Annotated in this window: 24 protein-coding genes and 4 tRNA genes; 9 read left to right on the top strand and 19 right to left on the bottom strand. The window is 46.6% G+C overall.

The genetic code is table 11. From position 1 onward, the window contains the following. Nucleotides 1-113: 113 nt before the first annotated feature. The 11 genes from rplL to ACYQ05_RS05810 all read right to left on the bottom strand — a co-directional run bounded on the left by rplL (nucleotide 114) and on the right by ACYQ05_RS05810 (nucleotide 5,107). Nucleotides 114-491 (bottom strand): 50S ribosomal protein L7/L12, encoded by a 378-nt coding sequence (rplL, locus tag ACYQ05_RS05760; RefSeq protein ID WP_459819209.1) that lies wholly within the window; start codon nucleotides 489-491, stop codon nucleotides 114-116. 39 nt (nucleotides 492-530) lie between these two features. Further along, entirely contained in the window at nucleotides 531-1,058 is a 528-nt protein-coding gene (gene rplJ / locus ACYQ05_RS05765) for a 50S ribosomal protein L10 (protein ID WP_459819211.1), read from the bottom strand. A 179-nt stretch (nucleotides 1,059-1,237) separates the two neighbouring features. Beyond that, nucleotides 1,238-1,927, bottom strand: a complete 690-nt coding sequence (gene rplA / locus ACYQ05_RS05770) for a 50S ribosomal protein L1 (RefSeq protein WP_459819213.1) — start codon at nucleotides 1,925-1,927, stop codon at nucleotides 1,238-1,240. Between the two features lie 3 nt (nucleotides 1,928-1,930). Further along, a complete protein-coding gene (gene rplK, locus ACYQ05_RS05775; protein WP_459819215.1) occupies nucleotides 1,931-2,359 on the bottom strand; it encodes a 50S ribosomal protein L11 in 429 nt (142 codons plus the stop codon). 76 nt (nucleotides 2,360-2,435) lie between these two features. Continuing rightward, on the bottom strand, nucleotides 2,436-2,969 hold the full coding sequence (gene nusG / locus ACYQ05_RS05780) for a transcription termination/antitermination protein NusG (RefSeq protein ID WP_459819216.1): 534 nt from the start codon (nucleotides 2,967-2,969) through the stop codon (nucleotides 2,436-2,438). Nucleotide 2,970: 1 nt separating this feature from the next. Next, a complete protein-coding gene (secE, locus tag ACYQ05_RS05785; protein WP_459819218.1) occupies nucleotides 2,971-3,357 on the bottom strand; it encodes a preprotein translocase subunit SecE in 387 nt (128 codons plus the stop codon). 56 nt (nucleotides 3,358-3,413) lie between these two features. Further along, nucleotides 3,414-3,490: transfer RNA gene (locus ACYQ05_RS05790), tRNA-Trp, on the bottom strand. Nucleotides 3,491-3,571: 81 nt separating this feature from the next. Beyond that, nucleotides 3,572-4,762, bottom strand: a complete 1,191-nt coding sequence (gene tuf / locus ACYQ05_RS05795; RefSeq protein ID WP_459819200.1) for an elongation factor Tu — start codon at nucleotides 4,760-4,762, stop codon at nucleotides 3,572-3,574. Nucleotides 4,763-4,815: 53 nt separating this feature from the next. Beyond that, nucleotides 4,816-4,891: transfer RNA gene (locus ACYQ05_RS05800), tRNA-Thr, on the bottom strand. 55 nt (nucleotides 4,892-4,946) lie between these two features. Next, nucleotides 4,947-5,021, bottom strand: a tRNA-Gly gene (locus tag ACYQ05_RS05805). Nucleotide 5,022: 1 nt separating this feature from the next. Further along, a tRNA-Tyr gene (locus ACYQ05_RS05810) sits at nucleotides 5,023-5,107 on the bottom strand. Nucleotides 5,108-5,264: 157 nt separating this feature from the next. On the opposite strand from ACYQ05_RS05810, the gene ACYQ05_RS05815 reads away from it, so the two are divergent. Continuing rightward, complete coding sequence (locus ACYQ05_RS05815) at nucleotides 5,265-6,587, top strand: adenosylmethionine--8-amino-7-oxononanoate transaminase (protein WP_459819220.1); 1,323 nt, start codon at nucleotides 5,265-5,267, stop codon at nucleotides 6,585-6,587. Here the strand turns inward: ACYQ05_RS05815 and coaBC are convergent. Further along, entirely contained in the window at nucleotides 6,565-7,794 is a 1,230-nt protein-coding gene (gene coaBC, locus ACYQ05_RS05820; protein ID WP_459819222.1) for a bifunctional phosphopantothenoylcysteine decarboxylase/phosphopantothenate--cysteine ligase CoaBC, read from the bottom strand. The genes ACYQ05_RS05815 and coaBC overlap by 23 nt on opposite strands. Then, complete coding sequence (locus ACYQ05_RS05825) at nucleotides 7,791-8,201, bottom strand: acyl-CoA thioesterase (protein ID WP_459819223.1); 411 nt, start codon at nucleotides 8,199-8,201, stop codon at nucleotides 7,791-7,793. The genes coaBC and ACYQ05_RS05825 overlap by 4 nt, the downstream gene beginning before the upstream one ends. 67 nt (nucleotides 8,202-8,268) lie before the next feature. On the opposite strand from ACYQ05_RS05825, the gene radC reads away from it, so the two are divergent. From radC to rpmG, 3 genes are all read left to right on the top strand, one after another. Further along, nucleotides 8,269-8,949 (top strand): RadC family protein, encoded by a 681-nt coding sequence (gene radC / locus ACYQ05_RS05830; protein ID WP_459819225.1) that lies wholly within the window; start codon nucleotides 8,269-8,271, stop codon nucleotides 8,947-8,949. Nucleotides 8,950-9,327: 378 nt separating this feature from the next. Next, the gene (rpmB, locus tag ACYQ05_RS05835) at nucleotides 9,328-9,564 is read left to right on the top strand and encodes a 50S ribosomal protein L28 (protein ID WP_459819226.1); all 237 of its coding nucleotides are present in this window, start codon (nucleotides 9,328-9,330) and stop codon (nucleotides 9,562-9,564) included. Between the two features lie 11 nt (nucleotides 9,565-9,575). Next, nucleotides 9,576-9,728, top strand: coding sequence for a 50S ribosomal protein L33 (gene rpmG / locus ACYQ05_RS05840; protein ID WP_459819228.1), 153 nt, complete (start codon nucleotides 9,576-9,578; stop codon nucleotides 9,726-9,728). A 52-nt stretch (nucleotides 9,729-9,780) separates the two neighbouring features. On the opposite strand, the gene ACYQ05_RS05845 is transcribed toward rpmG, so the two are convergent. Further along, nucleotides 9,781-9,978, bottom strand: coding sequence for a hypothetical protein (locus ACYQ05_RS05845; protein ID WP_459819230.1), 198 nt, complete (start codon nucleotides 9,976-9,978; stop codon nucleotides 9,781-9,783). A gap of 89 nt (nucleotides 9,979-10,067) precedes the next feature. On the opposite strand from ACYQ05_RS05845, the gene mutM reads away from it, so the two are divergent. Both mutM and ACYQ05_RS05855 read left to right on the top strand, forming a co-directional pair. Beyond that, on the top strand, nucleotides 10,068-10,907 hold the full coding sequence (gene mutM, locus ACYQ05_RS05850) for a bifunctional DNA-formamidopyrimidine glycosylase/DNA-(apurinic or apyrimidinic site) lyase (protein ID WP_459819231.1): 840 nt from the start codon (nucleotides 10,068-10,070) through the stop codon (nucleotides 10,905-10,907). 72 nt (nucleotides 10,908-10,979) lie between these two features. Continuing rightward, entirely contained in the window at nucleotides 10,980-11,465 is a 486-nt protein-coding gene (locus tag ACYQ05_RS05855; protein WP_459819233.1) for a hypothetical protein, read from the top strand. A 117-nt stretch (nucleotides 11,466-11,582) separates the two neighbouring features. On the opposite strand, the gene ACYQ05_RS05860 is transcribed toward ACYQ05_RS05855, so the two are convergent. The 4 genes from ACYQ05_RS05860 to ACYQ05_RS05875 form a co-directional block, all read right to left on the bottom strand. Then, on the bottom strand, nucleotides 11,583-14,645 hold the full coding sequence (locus ACYQ05_RS05860; RefSeq protein ID WP_459819235.1) for an efflux RND transporter permease subunit: 3,063 nt from the start codon (nucleotides 14,643-14,645) through the stop codon (nucleotides 11,583-11,585). Beyond that, entirely contained in the window at nucleotides 14,638-15,744 is a 1,107-nt protein-coding gene (locus ACYQ05_RS05865) for an efflux RND transporter periplasmic adaptor subunit (protein WP_459819237.1), read from the bottom strand. Before ACYQ05_RS05865 ends, ACYQ05_RS05860 begins: the two co-directional genes overlap by 8 nt. A 61-nt stretch (nucleotides 15,745-15,805) precedes the next feature. Next, nucleotides 15,806-16,846, bottom strand: a complete 1,041-nt coding sequence (gene truD / locus ACYQ05_RS05870) for a tRNA pseudouridine(13) synthase TruD (RefSeq protein WP_459819239.1) — start codon at nucleotides 16,844-16,846, stop codon at nucleotides 15,806-15,808. Next, a complete protein-coding gene (locus ACYQ05_RS05875) occupies nucleotides 16,846-17,901 on the bottom strand; it encodes a GGDEF domain-containing protein (protein ID WP_459819241.1) in 1,056 nt (351 codons plus the stop codon). Before ACYQ05_RS05875 ends, truD begins: the two co-directional genes overlap by 1 nt. A gap of 116 nt (nucleotides 17,902-18,017) precedes the next feature. Between ACYQ05_RS05875 and ACYQ05_RS05880 the strand changes: the two genes are divergently transcribed. Genes ACYQ05_RS05880 through ACYQ05_RS05890 form a run of 3 tightly spaced genes read left to right on the top strand, consistent with a single transcriptional unit; the run spans nucleotide 18,018 to nucleotide 20,582 of the window. Beyond that, on the top strand, nucleotides 18,018-18,302 hold the full coding sequence (locus ACYQ05_RS05880) for an accessory factor UbiK family protein (protein ID WP_459819243.1): 285 nt from the start codon (nucleotides 18,018-18,020) through the stop codon (nucleotides 18,300-18,302). 11 nt (nucleotides 18,303-18,313) lie between these two features. After that, complete coding sequence (locus tag ACYQ05_RS05885) at nucleotides 18,314-19,840, top strand: YifB family Mg chelatase-like AAA ATPase (protein ID WP_459819245.1); 1,527 nt, start codon at nucleotides 18,314-18,316, stop codon at nucleotides 19,838-19,840. A 25-nt stretch (nucleotides 19,841-19,865) separates the two neighbouring features. Next, entirely contained in the window at nucleotides 19,866-20,582 is a 717-nt protein-coding gene (locus ACYQ05_RS05890; protein ID WP_459819247.1) for a sulfite exporter TauE/SafE family protein, read from the top strand. A 69-nt stretch (nucleotides 20,583-20,651) separates the two neighbouring features. Here the strand turns inward: ACYQ05_RS05890 and ACYQ05_RS05895 are convergent, their stop codons facing one another. Continuing rightward, a complete protein-coding gene (locus tag ACYQ05_RS05895) occupies nucleotides 20,652-21,977 on the bottom strand; it encodes an iron-containing alcohol dehydrogenase (protein WP_459819249.1) in 1,326 nt (441 codons plus the stop codon). Nucleotides 21,978-21,986 lie beyond the last annotated feature (9 nt).

Below are 21,986 nucleotides of genomic sequence, written 5' to 3' on the forward strand. Positions count from 1 at the left end.
TAGACACTTCAAATAAAAATTATCTCTATTTTAGACAACTTTCATAAAACGAGAAAAGGCCGGTGGAAAATCCACCAGCCAATTCTGTGACTAAAGCCGTTAAATAATCAGGATTATTTAATTTCAGCTTCAGCACCTGCTTCTTTAAGCTGATTAACAAGCTCTTCAGCTTCTTCTTTAGAAACACCTTCTTTAAGCACTGTAGGTGCAGATTCAACTGCTTCTTTAGCTTCTTTAAGACCTAGGCCAGTAATAGCACGTACTGCTTTAATCGCAGCAACTTTGTTAGCACCCGCACCAGTCAATACAACATCAAATTCAGTTTTTTCAGCTGCACCACCTTCTTCACCACCCGCAGGGGCAGCTACCGAAACAGCAGCAGCGGCAGCAGAAACACCGAATTTTTCTTCCATAGCTTCTACAAGCTCAACAACTTCCATTACGGACATATTCGCAATGGCTTCTAAAATTTCGTCTTTTGATAATGACATTTTTCGTTCTCCTAAAACAAATTAAAATAAGTGAGTAATTTATGCCGCTTCTTTGGCATCTTTGATCGCTGCCACTGTGCGTACCAACTTGCCAGGAACCTCGTTGAGTGTCTTCGCAAGTTTTTCCACAGGCGCTTTCATTACAAACATCAGTTTGCTGATTGCTTCGTCGTAAGTTGGTAGAGAGGCAACAGAATCCAACTGCTCTGGCCCCATAGGACCATTACCAATTGTCAATACCTTCACAACTAACTCATCATGCTCTTTAGCAAAATTCTTATAGATACGTGCCGCTGAACCTGGATCTTCCATAGAGAAAGCATAGACCAAAGGTCCCACCAACTCTGATCCAATATCTTCAAACTGCGTACCTTTAAGCGCACGACGCGCAAGGGTGTTTTTAATCACACGCACCTGCACATTCGCTTCTCTTGCTTGGCGACGAAGGTTAGTCATTTCCTCCACTGTCAACCCACGATATTCTGCCGCAACAATTGAGTAAGCATCTGCTGCAATAGCAGACACTTCTTCAATAATGCGTTTTTTATCGTCAAGTTTAAGTGCCATATGACCTCCAAAACTCGTAAAACCATATGTTTTACGCTTCCATCTACGCAGGCTTAAAACTATTAAGCATATCCTTCGATATACGCCTACGGTCTGCGATGGGACTCACCTAACTAAACTGTTTAAGGAGACCCAATTCGCATATGAAACCTTAACACAAAGGAGAAGGTTTCAAAATCTTATAAACTGGCTTGATCGATGGTGACACCTGGACCCATTGTGCTGGAGATCGCAACCTTACGGATGTACACACCCTTAGCACTTGCAGGTCTAAGTTTAGTTAAATCATCAATCAATGCATTTAAGTTTTCTTTAATGTCTTCAGCCGTAAACGTCACACGACCAATAGGGGCATGTACAATCCCACCTTTATCCGCACGGTAGCGTACTTGACCCGCTTTTGCATTTTTCACGGCTTCAGCGACATTAGGGGTGACTGTCCCGGTTTTAGGGTTCGGCATTAAGCCACGTGGACCCAGTAATTGACCCAACTGACCAACAACACGCATCGCATCAGGACTGGCAATTACGACATCAAAGTCCATCATGCCCCCTTTGATTTCGGCCGCCAAATCGTCCATACCCACATAATCAGCGCCGGCAGCTTTTGCCGCTTCTGCATTGGCTTCGTTAGTAAAGACCGCCACTTTCACCTCTTTCCCGGTCCCTTTTGGTAGAACCGTCGCACCACGTACTGCTTGATCAGACTTACGAGGGTCAATACCAAGACGAACTGCAACATCCACTGACTCAACGAAGTTAGGGCTGGCAAATTCTTTTAAAATTTCAACCGCTTCATTCAAGTCGTATTGTTTTGTTGAATCAACACGCTCTTGGATCATTTTTTGTTTCTTAGATAGCTTAGCCATACCTTACCCCTCTTCCACGATGCCCATGCTACGAGCGGTACCTGCAATAATTTTGACTGCGGCATCTAGGTCGTTAGCATTTAAATCGGGCATTTTTGTTTTTGCAATTTCTTCCAGCTGCGCACGCGTAATGGTGCCAATTTTTTTCAAATTGGGCACTGGACTTCCGCTTTTTGCACCAATTGCTTTTAATAGCAATACTGAAGCTGGAGGAGTTTTGGTAACAAAGGTAAAGCTACGATCGTTGTATACGGTAATAACAACAGGGATCGGTAAGCCTTTTTCTACATTTTGAGTCTGAGCATTGAAAGCTTTACAGAACTCCATGATATTAACACCATGTTGACCCAAAGCTGGACCAACTGGTGGACTTGGATTTGCACCGCCCGCTGGGACTTGCAATTTAATATAGGCTTCAATCTTCTTAGCCATACTTACTCCTTTTGGGTCAAACGCCTTTCGGCTCCCCGATTAAACAATGCGGTCTCCCGCGTTCCTAAAAAAATTTTTAACTTTTTTCTACTTGCGTAAACTCTAATTCAACTGGGGTTGAGCGACCAAAAATGAGCACTGAAACTTGCAGTTTATTTTTGCTATAGTCAACTTCTTCCACCACAGCTTCAAAGTCCTTAAAGGGTCCATCAATCACTCGAACCATTTCACCCGGTTCATACATCACTTTTGGACGTGGCTTCTCAGCCCCTTCTTGCATTCTCTCTAGAATACGATCCACTTCTTTTTGAGAAATGGGGGCTGGACGATCACTGGTTCCCCCAATAAATCCAAGAACCTGAGGAACACTCTTAACAAGATGCCAAGCATCTTCATCCATGTCCATCTGTACCAATACATAACCAGGAAAGAATTTCCTTTCACTGGTGTATTTTTTTCCATCTCGGACTTCGACCACTTCTTCAGAAGGCACCAGCATTTCACCGAACTTATCCTGCATACCTTCCCGTTCTACATATTCTTGAAGTGCTTTTTTCACCTTATTCTCATAACCTGAATAAGCGTGTACTACATACCAACGTTTAGCCATTTTATCCACCTTGTCCAGTTAGAAGCTGTACCAACCATAAGAAGAACATATCTACCAACCAAAGGAAAATCCCCATGATCGTCACAACTACTAACACAATTAATGTCATTTGTAGTGTTTCCTGACGAGATGGCCAGACAACGGTTTGCACTTCTTTTTTTACGAGAACAAAAAAATGGATCCACTCACGCCCTTTTTCCGTTTTAGACAGCATAAAGATGGAAACACCAACCCCAGCCAACATCCCTAAAACGCGAACAACAGCGTGCGCTTCAGAATAGACATAATATCCCACTATAGAAGCGGCCATCAGTAGCAGCGCCAAAGTAAACAGGAGCTTATCTTGAGGCGAACCAGTCACCGTTTGATTTTTAATTTTCTTCGACATAAAACTCTATTCTGAAAGCTAAAACGACCTGAACACGTTCAGGTCGTCATGAAATATGGCAGGGGTAGAGAGACTCGAACTCCCAACACCCGGATTTGGAATCCGGTGCTCTACCAATTGGAGCTATACCCCTGTAGGTTCAAAAAAGGGGATTATAAACATCCCCTTCTTTAATTTCAAGCAATTTACTAACTGAATTAGCAATTCTCTACGATTACTCGATGATAGAAGAGACCACACCGGCACCTACAGTACGACCACCTTCACGAATCGCGAAGCGTAGACCTTCGTCCATAGCGATTGGGTTGATCAATTCAACTGTCATCTGAACGTTGTCACCTGGCATAACCATTTCAACACCTTCTGGTAGTTGACACTCGCCTGTAACGTCTGTGGTACGGAAGTAGAATTGTGGACGGTAGCCGTTGAAGAATGGGGTGTGACGTCCACCTTCATCTTTTGACAATACGTACACTTCTGCTTCAAACTTGGTGTGTGGGTTAATGGTACCTGGGTGTGCCAATACTTGTCCACGTTCGATGTCTTCACGCTTGGTTCCACGTAATAGGATACCTACGTTGTCCCCTGCTTCACCTTGGTCAAGCAGTTTACGGAACATTTCTACACCGGTAACAGTGGTTTTTTGTGTTGGGCGAATACCTACGATTTCGATTTCTTCACCAACTTTGATCACACCTGTTTCAATACGACCTGTTGCAACAGTTCCACGTCCTTGGATTGAGAAGATGTCTTCTACAGGCATTAGGAATGGCTTGTCTGTGTCACGCTCTGGTGTTGGGATGTATTCGTCCATCGCTGCCACTAGACGACCAATTGAAGGTTCACCAATTTCTGATTGATCGCCTTCGATCGCTTTAAGGGCTGAACCGATAATCACAGGGGTATCGTCACCTGGGAATTCGTATTGATCTAGAAGCTCACGTACTTCCATTTCTACCAATTCGATCAATTCTTCGTCGTCTACCATGTCGGCTTTGTTTAGGTAAACAACAATGTAAGGTACGCCTACTTGACGAGATAGAAGGATGTGCTCACGCGTTTGTGGCATTGGGCCATCTGCTGCTGAACAAACAAGAATCGCGCCGTCCATTTGTGCTGCACCTGTGATCATGTTTTTAACATAGTCGGCGTGACCTGGGCAGTCTACGTGTGCGTAGTGACGTGTTTCTGATTCGTATTCTACGTGTGCAGTTGAAATTGTGATCCCACGCTCTCTTTCTTCTGGCGCATTATCGATGGCTGAGTAGTCTTTCACTTCTCCGCCAAATTTCTTTCCTTGCACAATGGTTAGTGCCGCTGTTAGGGTGGTCTTTCCATGGTCAACGTGGCCAATCGTTCCTACGTTTACATGGGGTTTCGTTCTTTCAAACTTTTCCTTTGCCATGACGCAAACTCCTGTTAAAGTGTGTTCGCTGTCAAAACAGCGACAATTTAAAATGGAGCTTCCAATCGGAATCGAACCGATGACCTCATCCTTACCATGGATGCGCTCTACCGACTGAGCTATGGAAGCAAATACAAAAAGCCCCCTCTATCATCATAAATGCTGAGTAGAGAGGACTGGAATTTGGAGCGGGTAAGGGGAATCGAACCCCTCTCATCGGCTTGGAAGGCCGAGGTAATAGCCAATATACGATACCCGCATGGTGGAGGGTGGTGGATTCGAACCACCGAAGGCATAGCCAGCAGATTTACAGTCTGCCCCCTTTGGCCGCTCGGGAAACCCTCCTAAATTGTGAGTGCGTATTTTACAGTTAAATTTTAGGGTGTCAATAAATTCTTAAGACTTTTTTGAAATTTTTAGTGCTTTTTATATTCTTTTTTAATATAAACGATAAAGACACGAATCGTGACGCCGACTCTAAAAATCGCTAAAATACGCTCTTATGTCTTCCTCATATACAGCAAACCCATTTAATTGGCCAGAGGCTTTAAGCTTTGACCAACATCACATCTGGCATCCTTATGCCAAACTCCCCCCTGACCAACCGGTGATCGGCGTGCAATCCACTAAAGGCAGTTTAATCACCTTAGCAAATGGGCGAACCGTCATCGACGGCATGTCCAGTTGGTGGGCGGCCATTCATGGCTACAACCATCCTTTTATTATTGAACGGATGCAACAGCAACTGCATACCTTGCCACATATTATGTTTGGCGGGCTTACTCACCCACCTGCCATTGAATTAGCTGAAAAACTTATCCGCTTAACGCCAGCTGGACTCGATAAGGTTTTTTTTGCCGATTCTGGCTCTGTCTCTATCGAAGTGGCGATCAAGGTGGCGCTTCAATATTGGATCAGTCGCCAGCAACCACAAAAACATCGCTTACTCACTGTCCGTCACGGCTATCATGGGGATACTTTTGCAGCAATGTCTATCAGTGATCCTGAAAACGGCATGCACCATCTCTTTACGGAACTACTGACCCAACATATTTTTGCCCCCGCCCCCTTGGCCGGCTTTAACCTATCTGAACCTCAACCGCTTTCAGATATTACCGCCCTAAAAACATTGGTAGAAAAACACCATCACGAACTGGCGGCTATTGTTTTAGAGCCCATTGTTCAAGGCGCAGGCGGAATGCGATTCTATCGACCCAGCTATTTAAAAGCGGTTCGACAGCTATGTGACCAATATGATCTCCTGATGATTGTCGATGAAATTGCCACAGGATTTGGACGCACTGGTCGATTGTTTGCCAGTGAATGGGCAGAGATCGCGCCTGATATTATGTGTGTCGGCAAAGCCCTCACTGGCGGCACCTTAACCCTAGCCGCCATGCTCTGCACGGAAACCATTAGTGACACCATTAGTCAGGGCAATCCAGGCCTCTTAATGCACGGCCCCACCTTTATGGCCAATCCACTTGCCTGTAGCGCTGCCAACGCCAGTATTGACCTACTCCTCGACTCACCTTGGCAACAACAGGTGCACACGATTGAGCAAACGCTGCAACAACAGCTTTCTCCCTTAGGTGAGATTGAGGGTGTCAAGGACGTTCGCTGTCTAGGCGCCATTGGCGTGGTAGAACTTGATCGGGATGACTTAGGCCCCGCCATCCAAGCAGAAGCTTTAAAGCAAGGTGTCTGGCTGCGCCCCTTTGGCAGACTGGTTTATACCATGCCTGCGTTCAATATTCCTGACTCAGAACTTGAACAATTGACGCAAGGCATGGCCGCAGCCATTAAGACCGTCTTAATGCCTTAGACTGTTGGAGCGTCTTTTCAATCACCTCAACCAACTGTTGCGCAACCTGCTCTTTAGGCGCTTGAGCAATGGTGTACTGTTGATCAGGCGTCAGTACCCATAAAGCATTCTCATCCTGCTCAAACCCCAAGTGCTCACCGACTTGATTGGCGCAAATCATATCTAGATTTTTCTGCTGTAATTTTTTCTCTGCATGCCCCAAAACATCTTCCGTTTCCGCTGCAAAACCGACGGTATAAGGTTTATCGGGCTGTTGAGCGACCCAAGCCACAATATCTGGATTTTTGACCAACTGTAAGGCCATCGACTCTTGACCCGGCTGCTTTTTTAATTTGTGTGAAGCCGGCTCAGCCACGCGATAATCCGCGACCGCGGCCGCACTGATAAAAACTTCTGCGTCCGCATAAAACGCTTGCACCGCGCTAAACATCTCTTGCGCCGTTTTCACAGAAACAGTTTTCACCCCTGGCGGCGTCTCTAAACCGGTAGGGCCTGAAATTAAAATCACATCCGCGCCCCGCTCTGCCAAGACCTTTGCAATGGCATACCCCATTTTACCGGAGCTGCGATTCCCGATAAAACGAACGGGATCTATGGGCTCATGCGTCGGCCCTGCGGTCACCAATACCGGAACTTGATGCCAAAAAGTCTTCGGCACCTCGTGAGCGGCTGCGGGTTTATCTGCCTGCGTTATCACTGCCCGCACAACCTCTTCGGGTTCAGCCATGCGCCCTTCCCCTACTTCACCACACGCCTGCTCACCTGAGGCTGGCGGAATAATCTGCACGCCTCGCTGTTTCAATCGCTGAATATTTTCTTGTGTCGCTGGATGTTGCCACATTAAGCGGTTCATCGCCGGCGCTAAAAACAGCGGGCGTTCAGAAGCTAATACCAGTGTTGACAACAGGTCATCCGCCAGTCCCAAGCTGACTTTAGCGATCGTATTCGCTGTCGCTGGCGCAATGACCATCACATCCGCCCAACGCGCCAAAGCAATATGACTCATGCCCGCCTCTTGCGTTTCATCGAACAGGGCATCTCTCACCGGCTGACCGGTCAGGGTTTGAAAGGAGAGCGGTTGGATAAAGGCCTTTGCGCCCTCGGTCATTACCACTTGCACCTCATGCCCAGCCTTCACCCATAACCGTACCAACTGCAAACTTTTATAGGCGGCAATGCCGCCGGTCACGCCCAGTAAAATTTTCATTTTGTTTCCGCCTTTAAAGCATTCGCCAGCGCCTCTAAAGGCGCAAAAACCATAGGGCGTCCCGTTGCTTCAGAAACGGCAACCCCCACTGCCTCCGCCTGCAACATCAATGGTCCTTCCGCTTTATAGATAGATTGCTCAAATAGATATTGAATCCGTCCCTTTTTCTTTAACTGAACCGTCACTTCAAAAAGGTCATGAGGACGCAAAGGCGCTTTAAACTGCAATGCAATCGAGGTCAGCATTAAATGCACCCCTTGTGCAGTGATCTGGGCAAAATCTAAACCCTGCTCGCGCAAGAACAGGTGACGCGCATGCTCTAAGTAATGTTGATAAACCGCATTATTCACCACCCCTTGCAAGTCGCATTCATAGTCGCGCACCTGCATGGCCACTTTAAACACCATTTGTCTCTCACCCCATTTTTGGCTATGATGGACGCTATCTTAACAAATTCAACGAGTGCTTTGCACCATGGCCATTTCTGACTGGCACGAAAACGATCGCCCCCGTGAAAAACTGCTGAAATTTGGGGCTGAACAGCTCACCGATGCGGAACTCCTCGCCATTTTTCTACGTGTGGGCGTTAAAGGTAAAAGTGCCGTAGCGCTGGCGCAAGATCTACTCAATCAATTCGGTTCACTGCACGCCCTCCTCGCAGCCGATCAACGCGCATTCTGTCAAGGAAAAGGCTTGGGAACGGCAAAATTTGTCCAGCTTAAAGCGGTACTCGAAATGGCGCGACGCCATTTTGAATCGGGTTTAAAGCAAGGGGACAGCTTTCAGAAACCGGAAGCGGTGGCACATTTTCTCCATCACAGCTTTCCTGTGGACGATGCACGGGAACGCTTTGGCATACTGCTGCTCAATCAAAAGCATCAACTAATTCGGTTTGACATTTTATTTGAAGGCACCCTCAATCAAGCCAGTGTGCATACTCGAGAAGTGGTGAAACACGCACTCATTCACAATGCCGCCGCGGTGATTATTGCTCACAACCATCCGAGCGGCGATCCTTCACCTAGCCAAGCCGACATCGAATTAACCAAACATCTAAAGTCTGCCTTAGCACTCGTTGATATCTCTCTTTTGGACCATATTATCTTAGGCAATGCAGGCCGTTGGTATGCTTTAGCACAACACCATCCGTTCTAGTTTTAGCAGATTTACATTAGAAGAGAACTGTACACGAGATGGTGCTACGACTAAAAATAGCTAAAATTCCCCCTATCGTTGTTGGAAAACTTGGCAATAGCTGGCTATTCCCTGCGTTTCCCGCCTAGATATGGAAAATTTTTTCTCATTTTTAGCCCGCATCCCACTCATGCAAAGGTCTCTAAAAAATTTCATACTTAAACTTGCATTCTGATATAAAACTGTGGATAATTCCGCTTCTTCATTCTATGAGTGAAAACTCATGGTCTTAGAAATATTCGAATATTTTTAATCAGCCGAAATGAAGCCACATCAGCTTCATTTTGCAAAATCCGTACTGAAAACGGTCGGATTTATTAATTTTGAGAGGAATTAACCATGGCTAAAGTTTGCCAAATCACAGGAAAAAGACCTGCTGTCGGTAACAATGTTTCTCACTCTCATCGTAAAACTCGTCGTCGCTTTCTACCCAACCTACAAACACACCGTTTTTGGGTTGAAAGTGAAAACCGTTTTGTTAAATTGCGCGTCTCAACTGCAGGCATGCGTATCATTGACAAAAACGGCATTGAGTCTGTGCTAGCGGAAATGCGTGCACGAGGTGAGAAGGTCTAAGGAGACAGCTGATGCGCGATAAAATTAAACTACAATCTACCGAAAGCCCTTATTTTTATACCACCACTAAAAATAAGCGTAATATGGCCGGTAAGTTTGAAATTAAAAAGTACGATCCTGTTGTTCGTAAACATGTACTTTTTAAAGAAGCCAAAATCAAATAAGCATTGTCTACTCAATGCCAGTGATTAAAAAACCCAGCATCTGCTGGGTTTTTTATGTGTGATATTTCTGTTTAGCCGCACGCATGGCTGGCGGTGTCTTATCCCAATGTTCTGGAAAACACTTCTGCGCAAACTCTCTTGCTGCCACCACCGCTTTTTCAAAATCTAAATAGGCAGCCACCTGTCCTTGCGGCCCCACCACATAATAGCATTCATCGCCATACTCAACAAAATAGTGTTCCGATTGCATTTTAATCTCCCTCTAATGCCCTTTTCATTTACTTTATCAACCTTAACCCCCTAAAATAGAGGCTCTTCAACCATAAACAAGCTTAAACCATGCCGGAATTGCCAGAAGTTGAAACCACATGTCGTGGAATCGCGCCTAAAACAGAAGGTCAAACCATTCAAACCCTTGAGATTCGTCAGACAAAACTCCGTTGGCCGGTTTCTCCCTTTTTACAAACTTCTAACCTAGCAGGACTGGGGATTTTGAACATTTTGCGGCGCGGAAAATATGTGCTGCTGCAAACCGAAAAAGGCGATATTTTAATTCACCTCGGCATGTCTGGCAATTTATGCATTTTGCCTCAAGACACACCTGCTCAAAAACATGATCATATCGATTTAATGTTAAACAATGGTTACATGTTGCGCTATCACGATCCACGTCGCTTTGGCGCTTGGTTATGGGCAGATCAAAAGGAAGGGGGCTATGCTCAGCATCCGCTGATTGCCAAACTGGGACCGGAACCGCTATCTGAAGCCTTTAACGCTCACTACCTCCACCAACGCATCCAGCATCGAAAGTCCCCCATTAAAAGTTTAATTATGAACAGTGCAATTGTCGTAGGCGTGGGAAATATTTATGCCAATGAATCCCTCTTTTTAAGCGGCATCCATCCGCAAACACTCCCCACCCAACTCTCTTTGGAACAGATTCAATTGCTGGTGGAGCAGATCAAACACGTCCTAGCCGCTGCCATTGAACAGGGTGGCACGACCCTTAAAGATTTTCTCAACCCCGATGGCAAGCCCGGCTATTTTGAGCAACAGCTCTATGTTTATGGGCGTGCTGACCAACCGTGCTTAAAATGTCAAACTCCTATAGAAAAAATACAACTCAACCAAAGAAGCGCCTATTTCTGTCCTCATTGTCAACCTGAACCGACCGCTTGAGCTCGAAAACTTAAGCGTTTCCAGCCAAAATCTTTTTTGATTTAAAGCCTCTCTCCATGGTTTGAAAAGGGTTTGACCTTACCTTCTCCGCTGCAATCCACTACAATTGATCCTATGAAACGTGTGATGCTTTCCCTACTGATGCTGCTTCCTTTGGCGGGCTGTGAACAAACCTCGTCCCCATCTAAACAGGAGACCTGGCCTTTGGTGAAGCAGTGCAACCTGCATCAGCAAGCTTGCACAGCTGAATTTCATGGACAGCGCATCACTTTAGATATTTCCCCCAAGCCTATTCCTGTAGCCAAACCCTTAACGGTTAAGGTGGACTTAGGGTCCTTGAGCGCAAAATCGGTGCAAATTGATATCAGCGGTCATAACATGTATATGGGCTATAACCGAGTGCCCTTAAAACCTGTCGATGCCCATCACTGGCAAGGAACCACCATGTTGGCTTTTTGTACGCGTGACAAAATGGAGTGGTATGTTACCCTCATTATCGATCAAGGAAAAACACATCAAATGCTTGTCCCTTTTTATCTTGAGACCCATAGCCGTTAAACACTTATCAAACCCCCTTTATTCAGCCATCACATCACTAAATTAGATTATGACAAATAAAAAACCCCCAGTCCTGAAGGATTGGGGGCTAACATCTTAAAGAACGATTGCGATTATCTATCCATTCAATTTAATTCGATACCAAACTGCATACAGGGCTGGTAAGAAGAAAATGGTAATAAAGGTACCCATAAAAATACCCCCAATCAGCACATAGGCCATGGGACCCCAGAAGACCGATTCGGTCAATGGCATAAATGCAAATACTGCCGCCAATGCTGTCAGGATCACCGGTCGAGAGCGTTTAACTGTTGCCTCAATTACCGCTTGCGATATAGGCATTTTTTCTACCTCATAATCCTCTTTAATCTGCGCAATCAAAATGAGCGTATTACGCATTAAGATACCCCCTAAGGCAATAATCCCTAAATTGGCCACAAAGCCTAACGGCTGGTGAAACAGTAGCATGGCCGCAACTGCGCCAATCACCCCCAGAGGCGCGGTCACCAACACCATAAACAGACTGGTGAAGCTGCGCACATAGAGCATAATTAAGAAGGTCACAGCCAAAATCATTAACGGCATTTGCACCTTAATGGAGTTTTGCGCTTTTGAAGACTCCTCTACAGAACCCCCAATTTCAACGCGGTAGCCCGGTGGCAAATGCGTGACAATAGATTGCAATCCTTGCCAAACCTTAGCTGTCGCATCTGGGGGTTGAATGCCAGGACGCACTTCAGCATAGACGCTCACAGTCGGCTCACGATTACGACGCTCGACCAAGGCATACTCTTGTCCAATGGTGACTTCTGCCACTTGAGACAGTGGCACGGTTTTACCACTCGGCAGAGTGATCGGCACAGCGCTCAATTTGGCCGGTGTCACTTGATCCGGTTGACCTCTCAACCGCACTTCAGTCGTGCGAATACCTCTTAAGACTTGTGCTGCGACGACCCCCTGTTCATACGCATTCAATTGCGTCGCCACTTGAGCAGGCGTCATCCCCAACTGCGCCAAACGCTGCAAATTCCACTTCAACTGAAGATTGGGCACCTGCGTCTCCCAAGAGAGATGAGGGTCAATTAAGAACGGATATTGCGCCATTTTTTGCCGGATTTGATTGGCAATATTGATTATGGTTTCATAATTTTCACCCACCACCCGGAAAGTGACTGGCCAAGCGACCGGCGGACCAAACAGCAAAGGATGGACGCGCACACGCGCTTCTGCAAACACGCCGTTATCAATCTGCTTTTGTAACGCGGCTTGCAGATGCTCCCTAGCGTGCATATCCTTCGTTACGACAACGATATTTCCATAAGCTGGGTTAGGCAGCTCAGGGTTTAAAGCGAGGAAAAACCTGGGAGATCCCCGACCCACATAACTGGAAACTGAACGCACTTCTTCACGACTTTGCAGCTGCTTTTCAATACGCTTCATAATGCGGTTGGTCGTTTCAAAACTGCTCCCTTCGGGTAAGTTGACATCAATTATCAGTTCAGGGCGATCCGAGCTGGGGAAAAACTGTTTTTCCACTTTCTTTTTTAACCCCATAACAGAAGCCACAAAAACGATCACGGTCATAAAAACAATCAACCATTTTCGGCGCACACAAAAAGTGATGCCTTTTCTTAAGCCGCGATAGAAAGGACGATCAAAAGGATCCGTTTCCACTTTAGACTTAAAGGTGTTAGGGAGTAACTTGACGCCTAAATAGGGGGTAAACCAAACGGCCACTAGCCAGGAGGAGATCAAGGCAATGCCAGTAACCCAAAATATCCCCCCTGCATACTCCCCTACGCGAGACTGTGCAGTTCCAATCGGCAAAAAGCCCATCACCGTGACCAGTGTACCCACTAGCATCGGCGCAGCGGTCAAGGTCCACGCATAGGCAGCAGATTTCACCTTCTCTATGCCTTGTTCCATTTTCATAATCATCATTTCAATGGAGATAATGGCATCATCCACCAATAGACCCAATGCAATAATCAAAGCGCCTAATGAGATACGGTTAAAATCGATACCGGTCACTTTCATAAAGACGAAGGCTAGCGACAAGGTTAATGGGACCGCCAGCGCCACAATGATCCCTGCTCGGAAGCCCAGCGCAATAAAGCTGACAATCATCACTACCAGCAGTACCGCCACAAATTTTAACTGGAAAGTATCCAGTGCCAAATGGATCGCATCGGCCTGATTGGTGATCTGATCCAACTTTACCCCGACGGGTAACTGAGGCGTATAGTTGGCTTCAAACTGCTTGAGTGCTTTTTCCAATTTTAAGCCGTCGGTATTCTCTTTCATCACCACACCCAGCACAATGGCTTTATGCCCTCGGTCACGCACTAAAAAATTAGGCGGTGTTTCAAAACCTGGATGAATATCCGCGAGCGCGCCCAGTTGCCAGACCTTATGATCAATTTGAATAGGCAACTGTTTTAAAGCTTGCAACGTATCCTTGGCACCTTGATGAGGACGAATCTGCAGACGAGGTCCTTGCGTTTCTATAAACCCCGCATTAATGACTGACAATTGTGAGCCGATCTGCTGTTTAATTTGTTCAATAGAAATCCCTAAGTTAAAGAGTTTGCTCAGATCAAAGTCGACAAAAATTTGCGGTTTCTGCTCCCCTATTAAAATGACCTTTTTCACACCTTCCACACGCCGCAGCGCTTTTTTCATCGTTTCCGCCACCTTGACGAGTTCTGTCTGTGGCAAGCTCGGCTCTGAAGCCGTCAAAGAGTAAAGGGTAAAGTAGACATCTTTAAAATCATCCTGAAAAAAAGGACCGACCACCCCTTTTGGCAAGGTTTTAGCCGTATCTCCCAGCCGTTTGCGCACCTGATAAAATAGCTGTTCACTGATACCATGCGGTGTATTATCGGCAAAGTTAACTAACATCTCGACTTGACCAGGACGAATTTTGGTTTCCACACGATCAAACCAATCAATTTCCTCTAAGCGTTTGGCCAATGGATCCGCCACCTGCTCTTCCATCTGCTTCACGCTTGCCCCTGGCCAAGAGGCAGTCACCACCATGGTATTAACGCTAAATTGTGGATCTTCGGCACGCCCATTTAAAATAAACGCCGCAATGCCCACAATCAAAGTCATCAAAATCAAATAGAGCGTTAGAGACTGCTCCTTAATCGCCCAAGCTGAAAGATTAAACTTACCCATCTTTGCTCACCCTAACCGTTTCTTCAGGATGCAGCGTGTGCACACCCATGCTCACAATCACATCCTGATTCGTTAATTCTCCTCTGATCCATGCGGACTGATCTAACATCTTGACCACTTGGATCGGTTTCCGTCTGAGCTGGCCTTTTTCCACCGTATAAAGATAGGCTTGGTGATGTTCCATCAAAATCGCCGTATTGGGAACCTGCCAATATTTCTGCTGGGCAGAGGCGATAAAATCGGCAGTGACAGTCTGACCAAAAGCGAGTGTTTGGCTGACTGAATCTGGCAATTGATAGGCCACCTGCCACGTCCGACTGATTGGGTTTGCTGCCGGTGCTTGATGATAAAGCTGCGCGTGTAAGGTTTGCCCATTCACCTTTACCCCTAGTGTTTGAGGCAACGAATGCAGTTGCTGCTTTAAGGATTCAGGTAAATCAAATTGAGCGAGTTTACCGCTTACCTGCGCCACTTGAATCACTGGTTTTCCTGCACTCACCACTTGACCTTCATCTGCCAAAATAGCGGTCACCACACCCTCCATAGGCGCTTTAAGCTGAGTATAGGCTAATTGATTTTTAGCCAATTGTAGTTGCGGTTGCAGTGCGGCCAAAGCTGCTGTTAATTTGGTGACTGCATTTTGTGCATTATCCACCTGCTGTTGTGACACCAACTTACGCGCCCGTAAATCGCTCAATCGCGCTAAGTCGCGTTTCGCCGTTATCAGATCGGATTCTGTAGAACGGATTTGCGCTTCGACCGACTTCACCTTCAGAGCATAGTCCGTGGCATCTAATTGGAACAGCGTCTGTCCTTTTTCAACGCTCTCTCCCAACTTGACCTGACGCTTCTTGATCAGACCCGCCACCCGAAAACCGACTGCCGACTCCACCTGAGGCACTACCTGCCCCACTAACGCCTCTGATTGTGAACCTCGGATCAATACCGGATGTGTCGTTTTGACCAAAGGCGGCACAGATTCTTTAGCGGTTTGTGCCGTCTCCTCGCCTTTTTGACAAGCCGATAAAGATATCACGGCAAGAATCACCCCTCCAATAGTCAAGGGCAGCTTTCTGGAAAAGATGGTTAAGCGCGTCATAGCGTAAAATCCTCTTAAAATTACTATTAATTAAACAAGTATATATGAATAAACAGATAAATCAATCGCTGGAGGGTGGCACTACGGTTTGCACCAATTCACGCACCAACATGGTTGCATAACTGCCTTTAGGCAAAGTAAAGGCTAAAGTCACTGTTTTTTCTGAAGCCCACTGCCATTGTAAAGCTTGCGGCAAACACGTCAAGGCTCGACGTTCAGGTCGCAATCGAGCTTGTTTAAGCCCGTTCCACCAAGACTCAAATGGCTCTATCGCTTGTTCTTCTATGGCCAATACAGCTTCTTGGCTGCCTAAAGCGCCATCCCCCGGTAGCGGTCCTGTCAATGCTAAAGCCGGATTGGGATGGGGTTCAGCCTCGCAAAAGACTTCTCCGGCCAAAGGCGTTTGCCAATTATGCAAATGCACCCGCTGACTCAGTACAGTATTAAACAAAGCACTGCGCAGGGCAGAAAGGTACAGCCCTTTTAGATGACGCGGGACTTTGCGGCGTGGATTTTGTAACCACTGTTCGCCTTTGAGCAGATTTTGCATCTGGTGACCAAAACGCTGCTCTCCAAAATAGTTGGGAAACCCCTTTTCTGCGATCTGTTGCAGTCGTTGCTCAAGCTGTGCTTTTGCTTCACTCGACACAGCTATCGGAAACTGCAATCGCAATAGGAAGTGGTTGGCCTGATGATCGCCTATATGACACTTTTTTGCATGTCGCTGATGCTTTAAGCACTGGATGCCGGGCAAACTACGGAGTCGAGCCATGAGTTCAGGCTCTTTTGAAACCGGCAGTTGCACACTGAGCCACTGACGAGTGACCGCTTGACGATCTTTTTTGCCCGCATAGCCGATGGCGGCTGGAGAAAGATGTAAGCTTTTAGCAAGCTGCTTGACTAACCAATCGGTATTTTGGCCAACTTTCTCAATCCAAAGCCAGAGGTGCTCGCCTTCATCCGTCAATTCAAACCCAAGCTGCTCTTCTACTACAAAATCTTGAGGGCTGGCTTTTAAGACGGCTTGTGCAATCGGTGCACCATAGGCACGTTCAAATTGCTCAAAACTTAAAGCGGCCTGTTCTGTCTGCCTGGACTGCATTAATCCGCTTGTGCTGTAAGTTCCAATTCAGAAACGACACGATTACGCCCCGTTTCTTTAGCGCGATAAAGGGCAGCATCCGCCCGCGCAATAAAGTCCTCTATACTTTCTCCTGGGCGATAACACGCCACACCAAAAGAAGCTGTAATCTGGCCAATTTCGCGCTCACTGCCTTTACGCTTTAACCGCGCATGCTCCAGCGTAGAACGAATCTCTTCGGCAATTTTCACAGTGCCCTCTAACGACTCATTGCTGACCAAAATGGCAAACTCTTCGCCTCCATAGCGACACAAAGTTTCATTTTCTCGAGAAAGTCGCTTCATTAAGCTGGCAAAATAGCGCAAAACACTGTCGCCAACCAGATGCCCAAACTCATCATTAAAGCGTTTAAATCGGTCAATATCAGTCATAATCAGACACAATGCCTCTAATTCCCCCTCTTCTATTTGTGTCGTCATTTCCGCAATGGCTTCATTAAAGGCCTTTCGATTGCCCACCTCTGTCAGCTCATCGGTCAATACTTGTGCTCGCGCCTGAATCAACTCCTCGCGCAACTGTTTGACCTCATCCACCGTACTGACCACATCCTCTTTCATGGCGTCACTATCTTTTTTCATAGAATCAGCCGTTTCCAACACAATTTTAGTAATTTCACGCACTTGATCGACACTTAAATCAGGGTTATTTAAAGTATGGGAACACTGCTCTAGCTGTTGAGACTCTGATTCTATTTTTTGACTCCACCGATTAAGCCTTTTCACCATCGCATTCAGTAAACGACGAAATGCTAAATCAATGGATGATTCAGAGCTATCACACGAATCGAAATACTCTTCAAAAAGCTGACGACCTATTCGATCATGATAGCCAAAAGGATCTGATAAAACCTCATCCATCTTTTTGCGAAACTGGGGATGATCGCCTTTTAGATAGGCATACCACACTAAATAATTCATCGGCGTTGGATTAATCTTATCCTCTTCAAAAATCTGCGTAATTTTGTCAAATAGACGTTTAGCAGTCTCTTCGGAATCATGAGAATAGAGATCAGACATAACCTTACCTGTGTTTTAGATAGTTTAATATATAAATTCTATCACGAACTTTTTCTAACCGGCATAAAACTTCTTGTAAAATAGAAGCTCCCTTCCAACCAATTTTGAGGTTCAATATGCTCAATCCCAAACAACTTGAAGAGCTCGTCAAATCTATTATGGACGCACTCCCACCGGGTTTAGGTAAACTCCCAGATCAGGTCCAACAAAATATTAAAGCCAGCCTCAGTGCTGCATTTTCCAAGATGGACTTGGTCACTCGAGAAGAGTTTGACGTGCAAAAAGCGGTGTTACAAAAAACACGTGAGAAAGTCGAAGCCTTAGAAGCTCGCGTAGCAAAACTTGAAGCCCTACATCTTCCGCCGACAGAAGATCCACAAAAGCAGGATGATCTAACCTAGGTGAAAAAATAATGCGCAATCTGGCGGCTATCTATACTCGGGCCGTACTGGGACTAGAAGCCCCAGAGGTGATTGTTGAAGTCCATACCAGTAACGGCTTACCCACTTTGAATATTGTGGGTTTACCGGAAGCCAGTGTGCGTGAGAGTAAAGATCGGGTGCGCAGCGCTTTGATCAACAGTCATTTTCAACTCCCCCCACAACGCATCACTCTCAATCTGGCGCCTGCGGATCTTCCTAAAACCGGCAGTCGTTATGATCTTCCGATTGCCATTGGCCTATTAAAAGCCACTGAACAGCTGATTGCAGAAACGGACGATTTTGAGTTTTTTGGTGAGCTGGGACTCGATGGACAGCTACGCCCTGTTTCCGGCATTCTGCCCAGTATTATCGCCAGCAACCAAGCCAATAGAACGGCCATCATTCCAACGGCCAACCTAGAAGAAGCCGCCTTACTCGAAAATCCCAAGGTGATGGGAGCGGATCACCTTTTACAAGTCTGCGAATTTTTAATGGGCGACAACCCGTTAAAATCGCCCCATCCATTAGCACCTAGCGACACCTCACCTTCTGAACAAGCGCATATTGATTTGAGAGATATTCGGGGTCAGCATCAAGCGAAACGTGCGCTGGAAATCGCAGCCAGTGGACACCACCCACTGATTATGGTCGGCCCTCCCGGTTCAGGTAAAAGCATGCTGGCCAAAGCCTTAGCCGGTCTTCTCCCCCCATTAACACGTGCGCAAGCATTGGAAGTCGCCTCTATCTACTCTCTCACTTCTCAGCATCGAGCAACACCGTTTGCACCGCCAATTGCCATGCCACATCACTCCATTACCCTTCCTGCCTTAGTCGGTGGTGGCACCCCCTTTCCTAAACCAGGCGCTATTAGTCTCGCGCACCATGGGTTACTGTTTTTAGATGAGCTCCCCGAATTTAGTCGATCCGCTCTGGAAGCGCTGCGGGAACCTTTAGAAAATCATCACATTCAAATCTCGCGTGTCAATGGCCACATCACCTATCCGGCACATCCGCTACTGGTCTGCGCACTCAATCCCAGTCCCAGCGGTTTTTTTCCCGATGATCCTCATGGCCGCTGTCATGACACCCCTGAGCAGATTCAACGCTATCTGAAAAAAATCTCCGGCCCTTTATTAGATCGAATTGACTTGCAGATTGAAGTCCCGCCTGTCGAGATCGCTGATTTACAGGCCACCGAAACCGATCCCACCGCAGAGAGCAGTGCCCAGGTACGGGAACGTATCATTCAGTGTCGTCAACGTCAACTGGCACGTCAAGGCTGCTTAAATGGCTTACTCACTGTCAAACAGCTGCCTCAATACATCCAACCGAACGAACGCATGCAACAGTTGCTGCAACGGGCAATTGAGCGCCTTGGCCTTTCAGCCAGAGCCTACCATGCCATCTTACGCATGACTCTCACTTTGGCGGACATGCAGCTAACAGCGCCAAATGAAGCCCACCTAGCAGAAGCCATTGGCTATCGAACCCTAGATCGTCTCCGACACCCCACCTAAAACCTGAGTAAAAGCAATGGAAATCTTGAATCACTGGTTAAATGTATTAGGTAGCCACTCACTTTATCTCACAGCATTCTTGGTGGGTTTGCTTGGCGGTGTCCACTGCTTAGGCATGTGTGGGGGGGTCGTAGGGAGTTTGACTTTCAGTCTCAAACCTTCCGTGCAAACCCATTTTGCCCGCATGTTTCCCTATCAACTGGCTTATAACTTGGGGCGCATCTCCAGCTATATGGTGTTAGGGGCGGTTTTTGGACTGCTCGGAGCCTCTTTAACCAATCTGGCCGCATTTCTCCCTGCGCAACAACTTCTACAATGGCTGGCGGGACTTTTTATGATTGCACTCGGCCTCTATTTAGGCGGCTGGTGGTATGGCGTAGTCGCCATTGAAAAAGTGGGCGCGCAAATATGGCAAAAGTTACAGCCGCTGACCCAAAGATTTAACCGCATCGAAACCTTGCCACAAGCTTATCTCTATGGAATGCTCTGGGGTTGGTTGCCTTGTGGATTGGTTTACAGCATGCTGATTATGGCGCTTTCAGCTGGCTCCGCCTTTAAGGGAGCACTGGTAATGGGGGCATTTGGTTTAGGCACGCTGCCCAATCTTCTCCTAATGGGCACCTTTGCTTTTTTGCTTACCAAGTGGTCACGAAAACTGTGGGTTCGACGCCTGGCGGGCGCCAGTGTCATCCTATTAGGGCTGTGGCAAATCTATTTAGCCACGCATGTTCATATTCAGTAAAAGCGTGATAAAAAAGAATTTTCACATTTTTATTTGTGCAATGCGCACCTTTAAAATGACTAGGCTGTTTTAAAGTGCCTGCAATAAGGCTTGTTTAAGAGCTTCATCTGACAATGGCAAAGGATTTCCCAGCATACTTCCGCTGCGGCAATTCTCTAGTATAGGCGTTAAATTCTCCGCAGTTAAACCATATTGCTGCAATCCTTCTGGTACAAACTGCACGGTCAGTTTCTGCAATTGCTCAACCAGTTGCTTTAATGCCTGCGCTTGCGGTAAATCTTCTCCAGCTAAAAGACAGCCAATTTGTGCATATTTTTCCAGGATCAATTGCAATCTTTGTCGATCCATCGCCTTTAAAGGGGCTCCTTGTTCAGCAGACGGAACAGCTGGGTGCTTCCCTGTTTGCAAAGCTTGCTGCAAGGCTTCAATATTGGCTTGCGTAATCGGTGCCAACAGTCTCGCACACACTTCCCCATGCGGCGCTACAAAAAAAGCCCCAACCGGTCCCGCTAAACCATGTACGGCACCCAATCCCGCATTGGCTAAGGTAATCCCTGACAAACTGGCCGCTAACATGAGATGCTCATAGGCAGCTTGTAGTTTCTGGTCATCCTCCGAATTCTGTAAAATCTCCAAACTGCCCTTAAATAGGGTCAACCCCTGCCAAGCCAGTGCGTCAGTGATTGGATTGGCCTCCCGCGTCGTATAAGACTCTAAGAGTTGTGTAAAAGCATCCATTGCGGTGGCATAAAGCGTTTTAGGCGGAACGGAAGGTAAAAAGGCTGGATCTAACCATACACTCTGCGCCAACAACTTTTCATGTCGAAAAGATTTTTTAAATTGACCCAAACGCGACAAGACCGCATTTTTAGTAGTTTCACTGCCTGTACCCGCCGTGGTGGGCACCGCAATAAAAGGCACCGTTTCTCCCTGAAAAGGTTGCCCTTTGCCCACACCTTCTAGATAGTCCATCACTGAAGTTTGCGAAGGAATCAAACCCGCGATCGCTTTGGCGGTATCCAACACACTGCCACCGCCCAAACCAATCACCGCATCGGTCTGTCTATCACACTGTTGCACCAGTTCATCCACCAGATCGGGTGAAGGCTCTCCTGAGACCACAAAGTGCAGCACCTGATTGTGGTTTTCTGCCAGTTTCTTAACCAGAAAATGGCCAAATTCCCCGTCCTGACTTAAAAACTGACCGGTAACCACAACCAGTTTGGCGTCATGATATTGGTTAAGTAACGCATCTAACAGTTGAAAGCGTATTCCCCAGCCAAAATGCATTTCTGGCAGACGCGCCATATTAAACGCTGGCACGCCTAAAAATTGTGGATCACTCTGCAAGCAACACGAAAATAGTTGCCGATTGGAAAATATTTTACTAAGCAATGACCTTAT

This window comes from Galenea microaerophila (assembly GCF_054657255.1).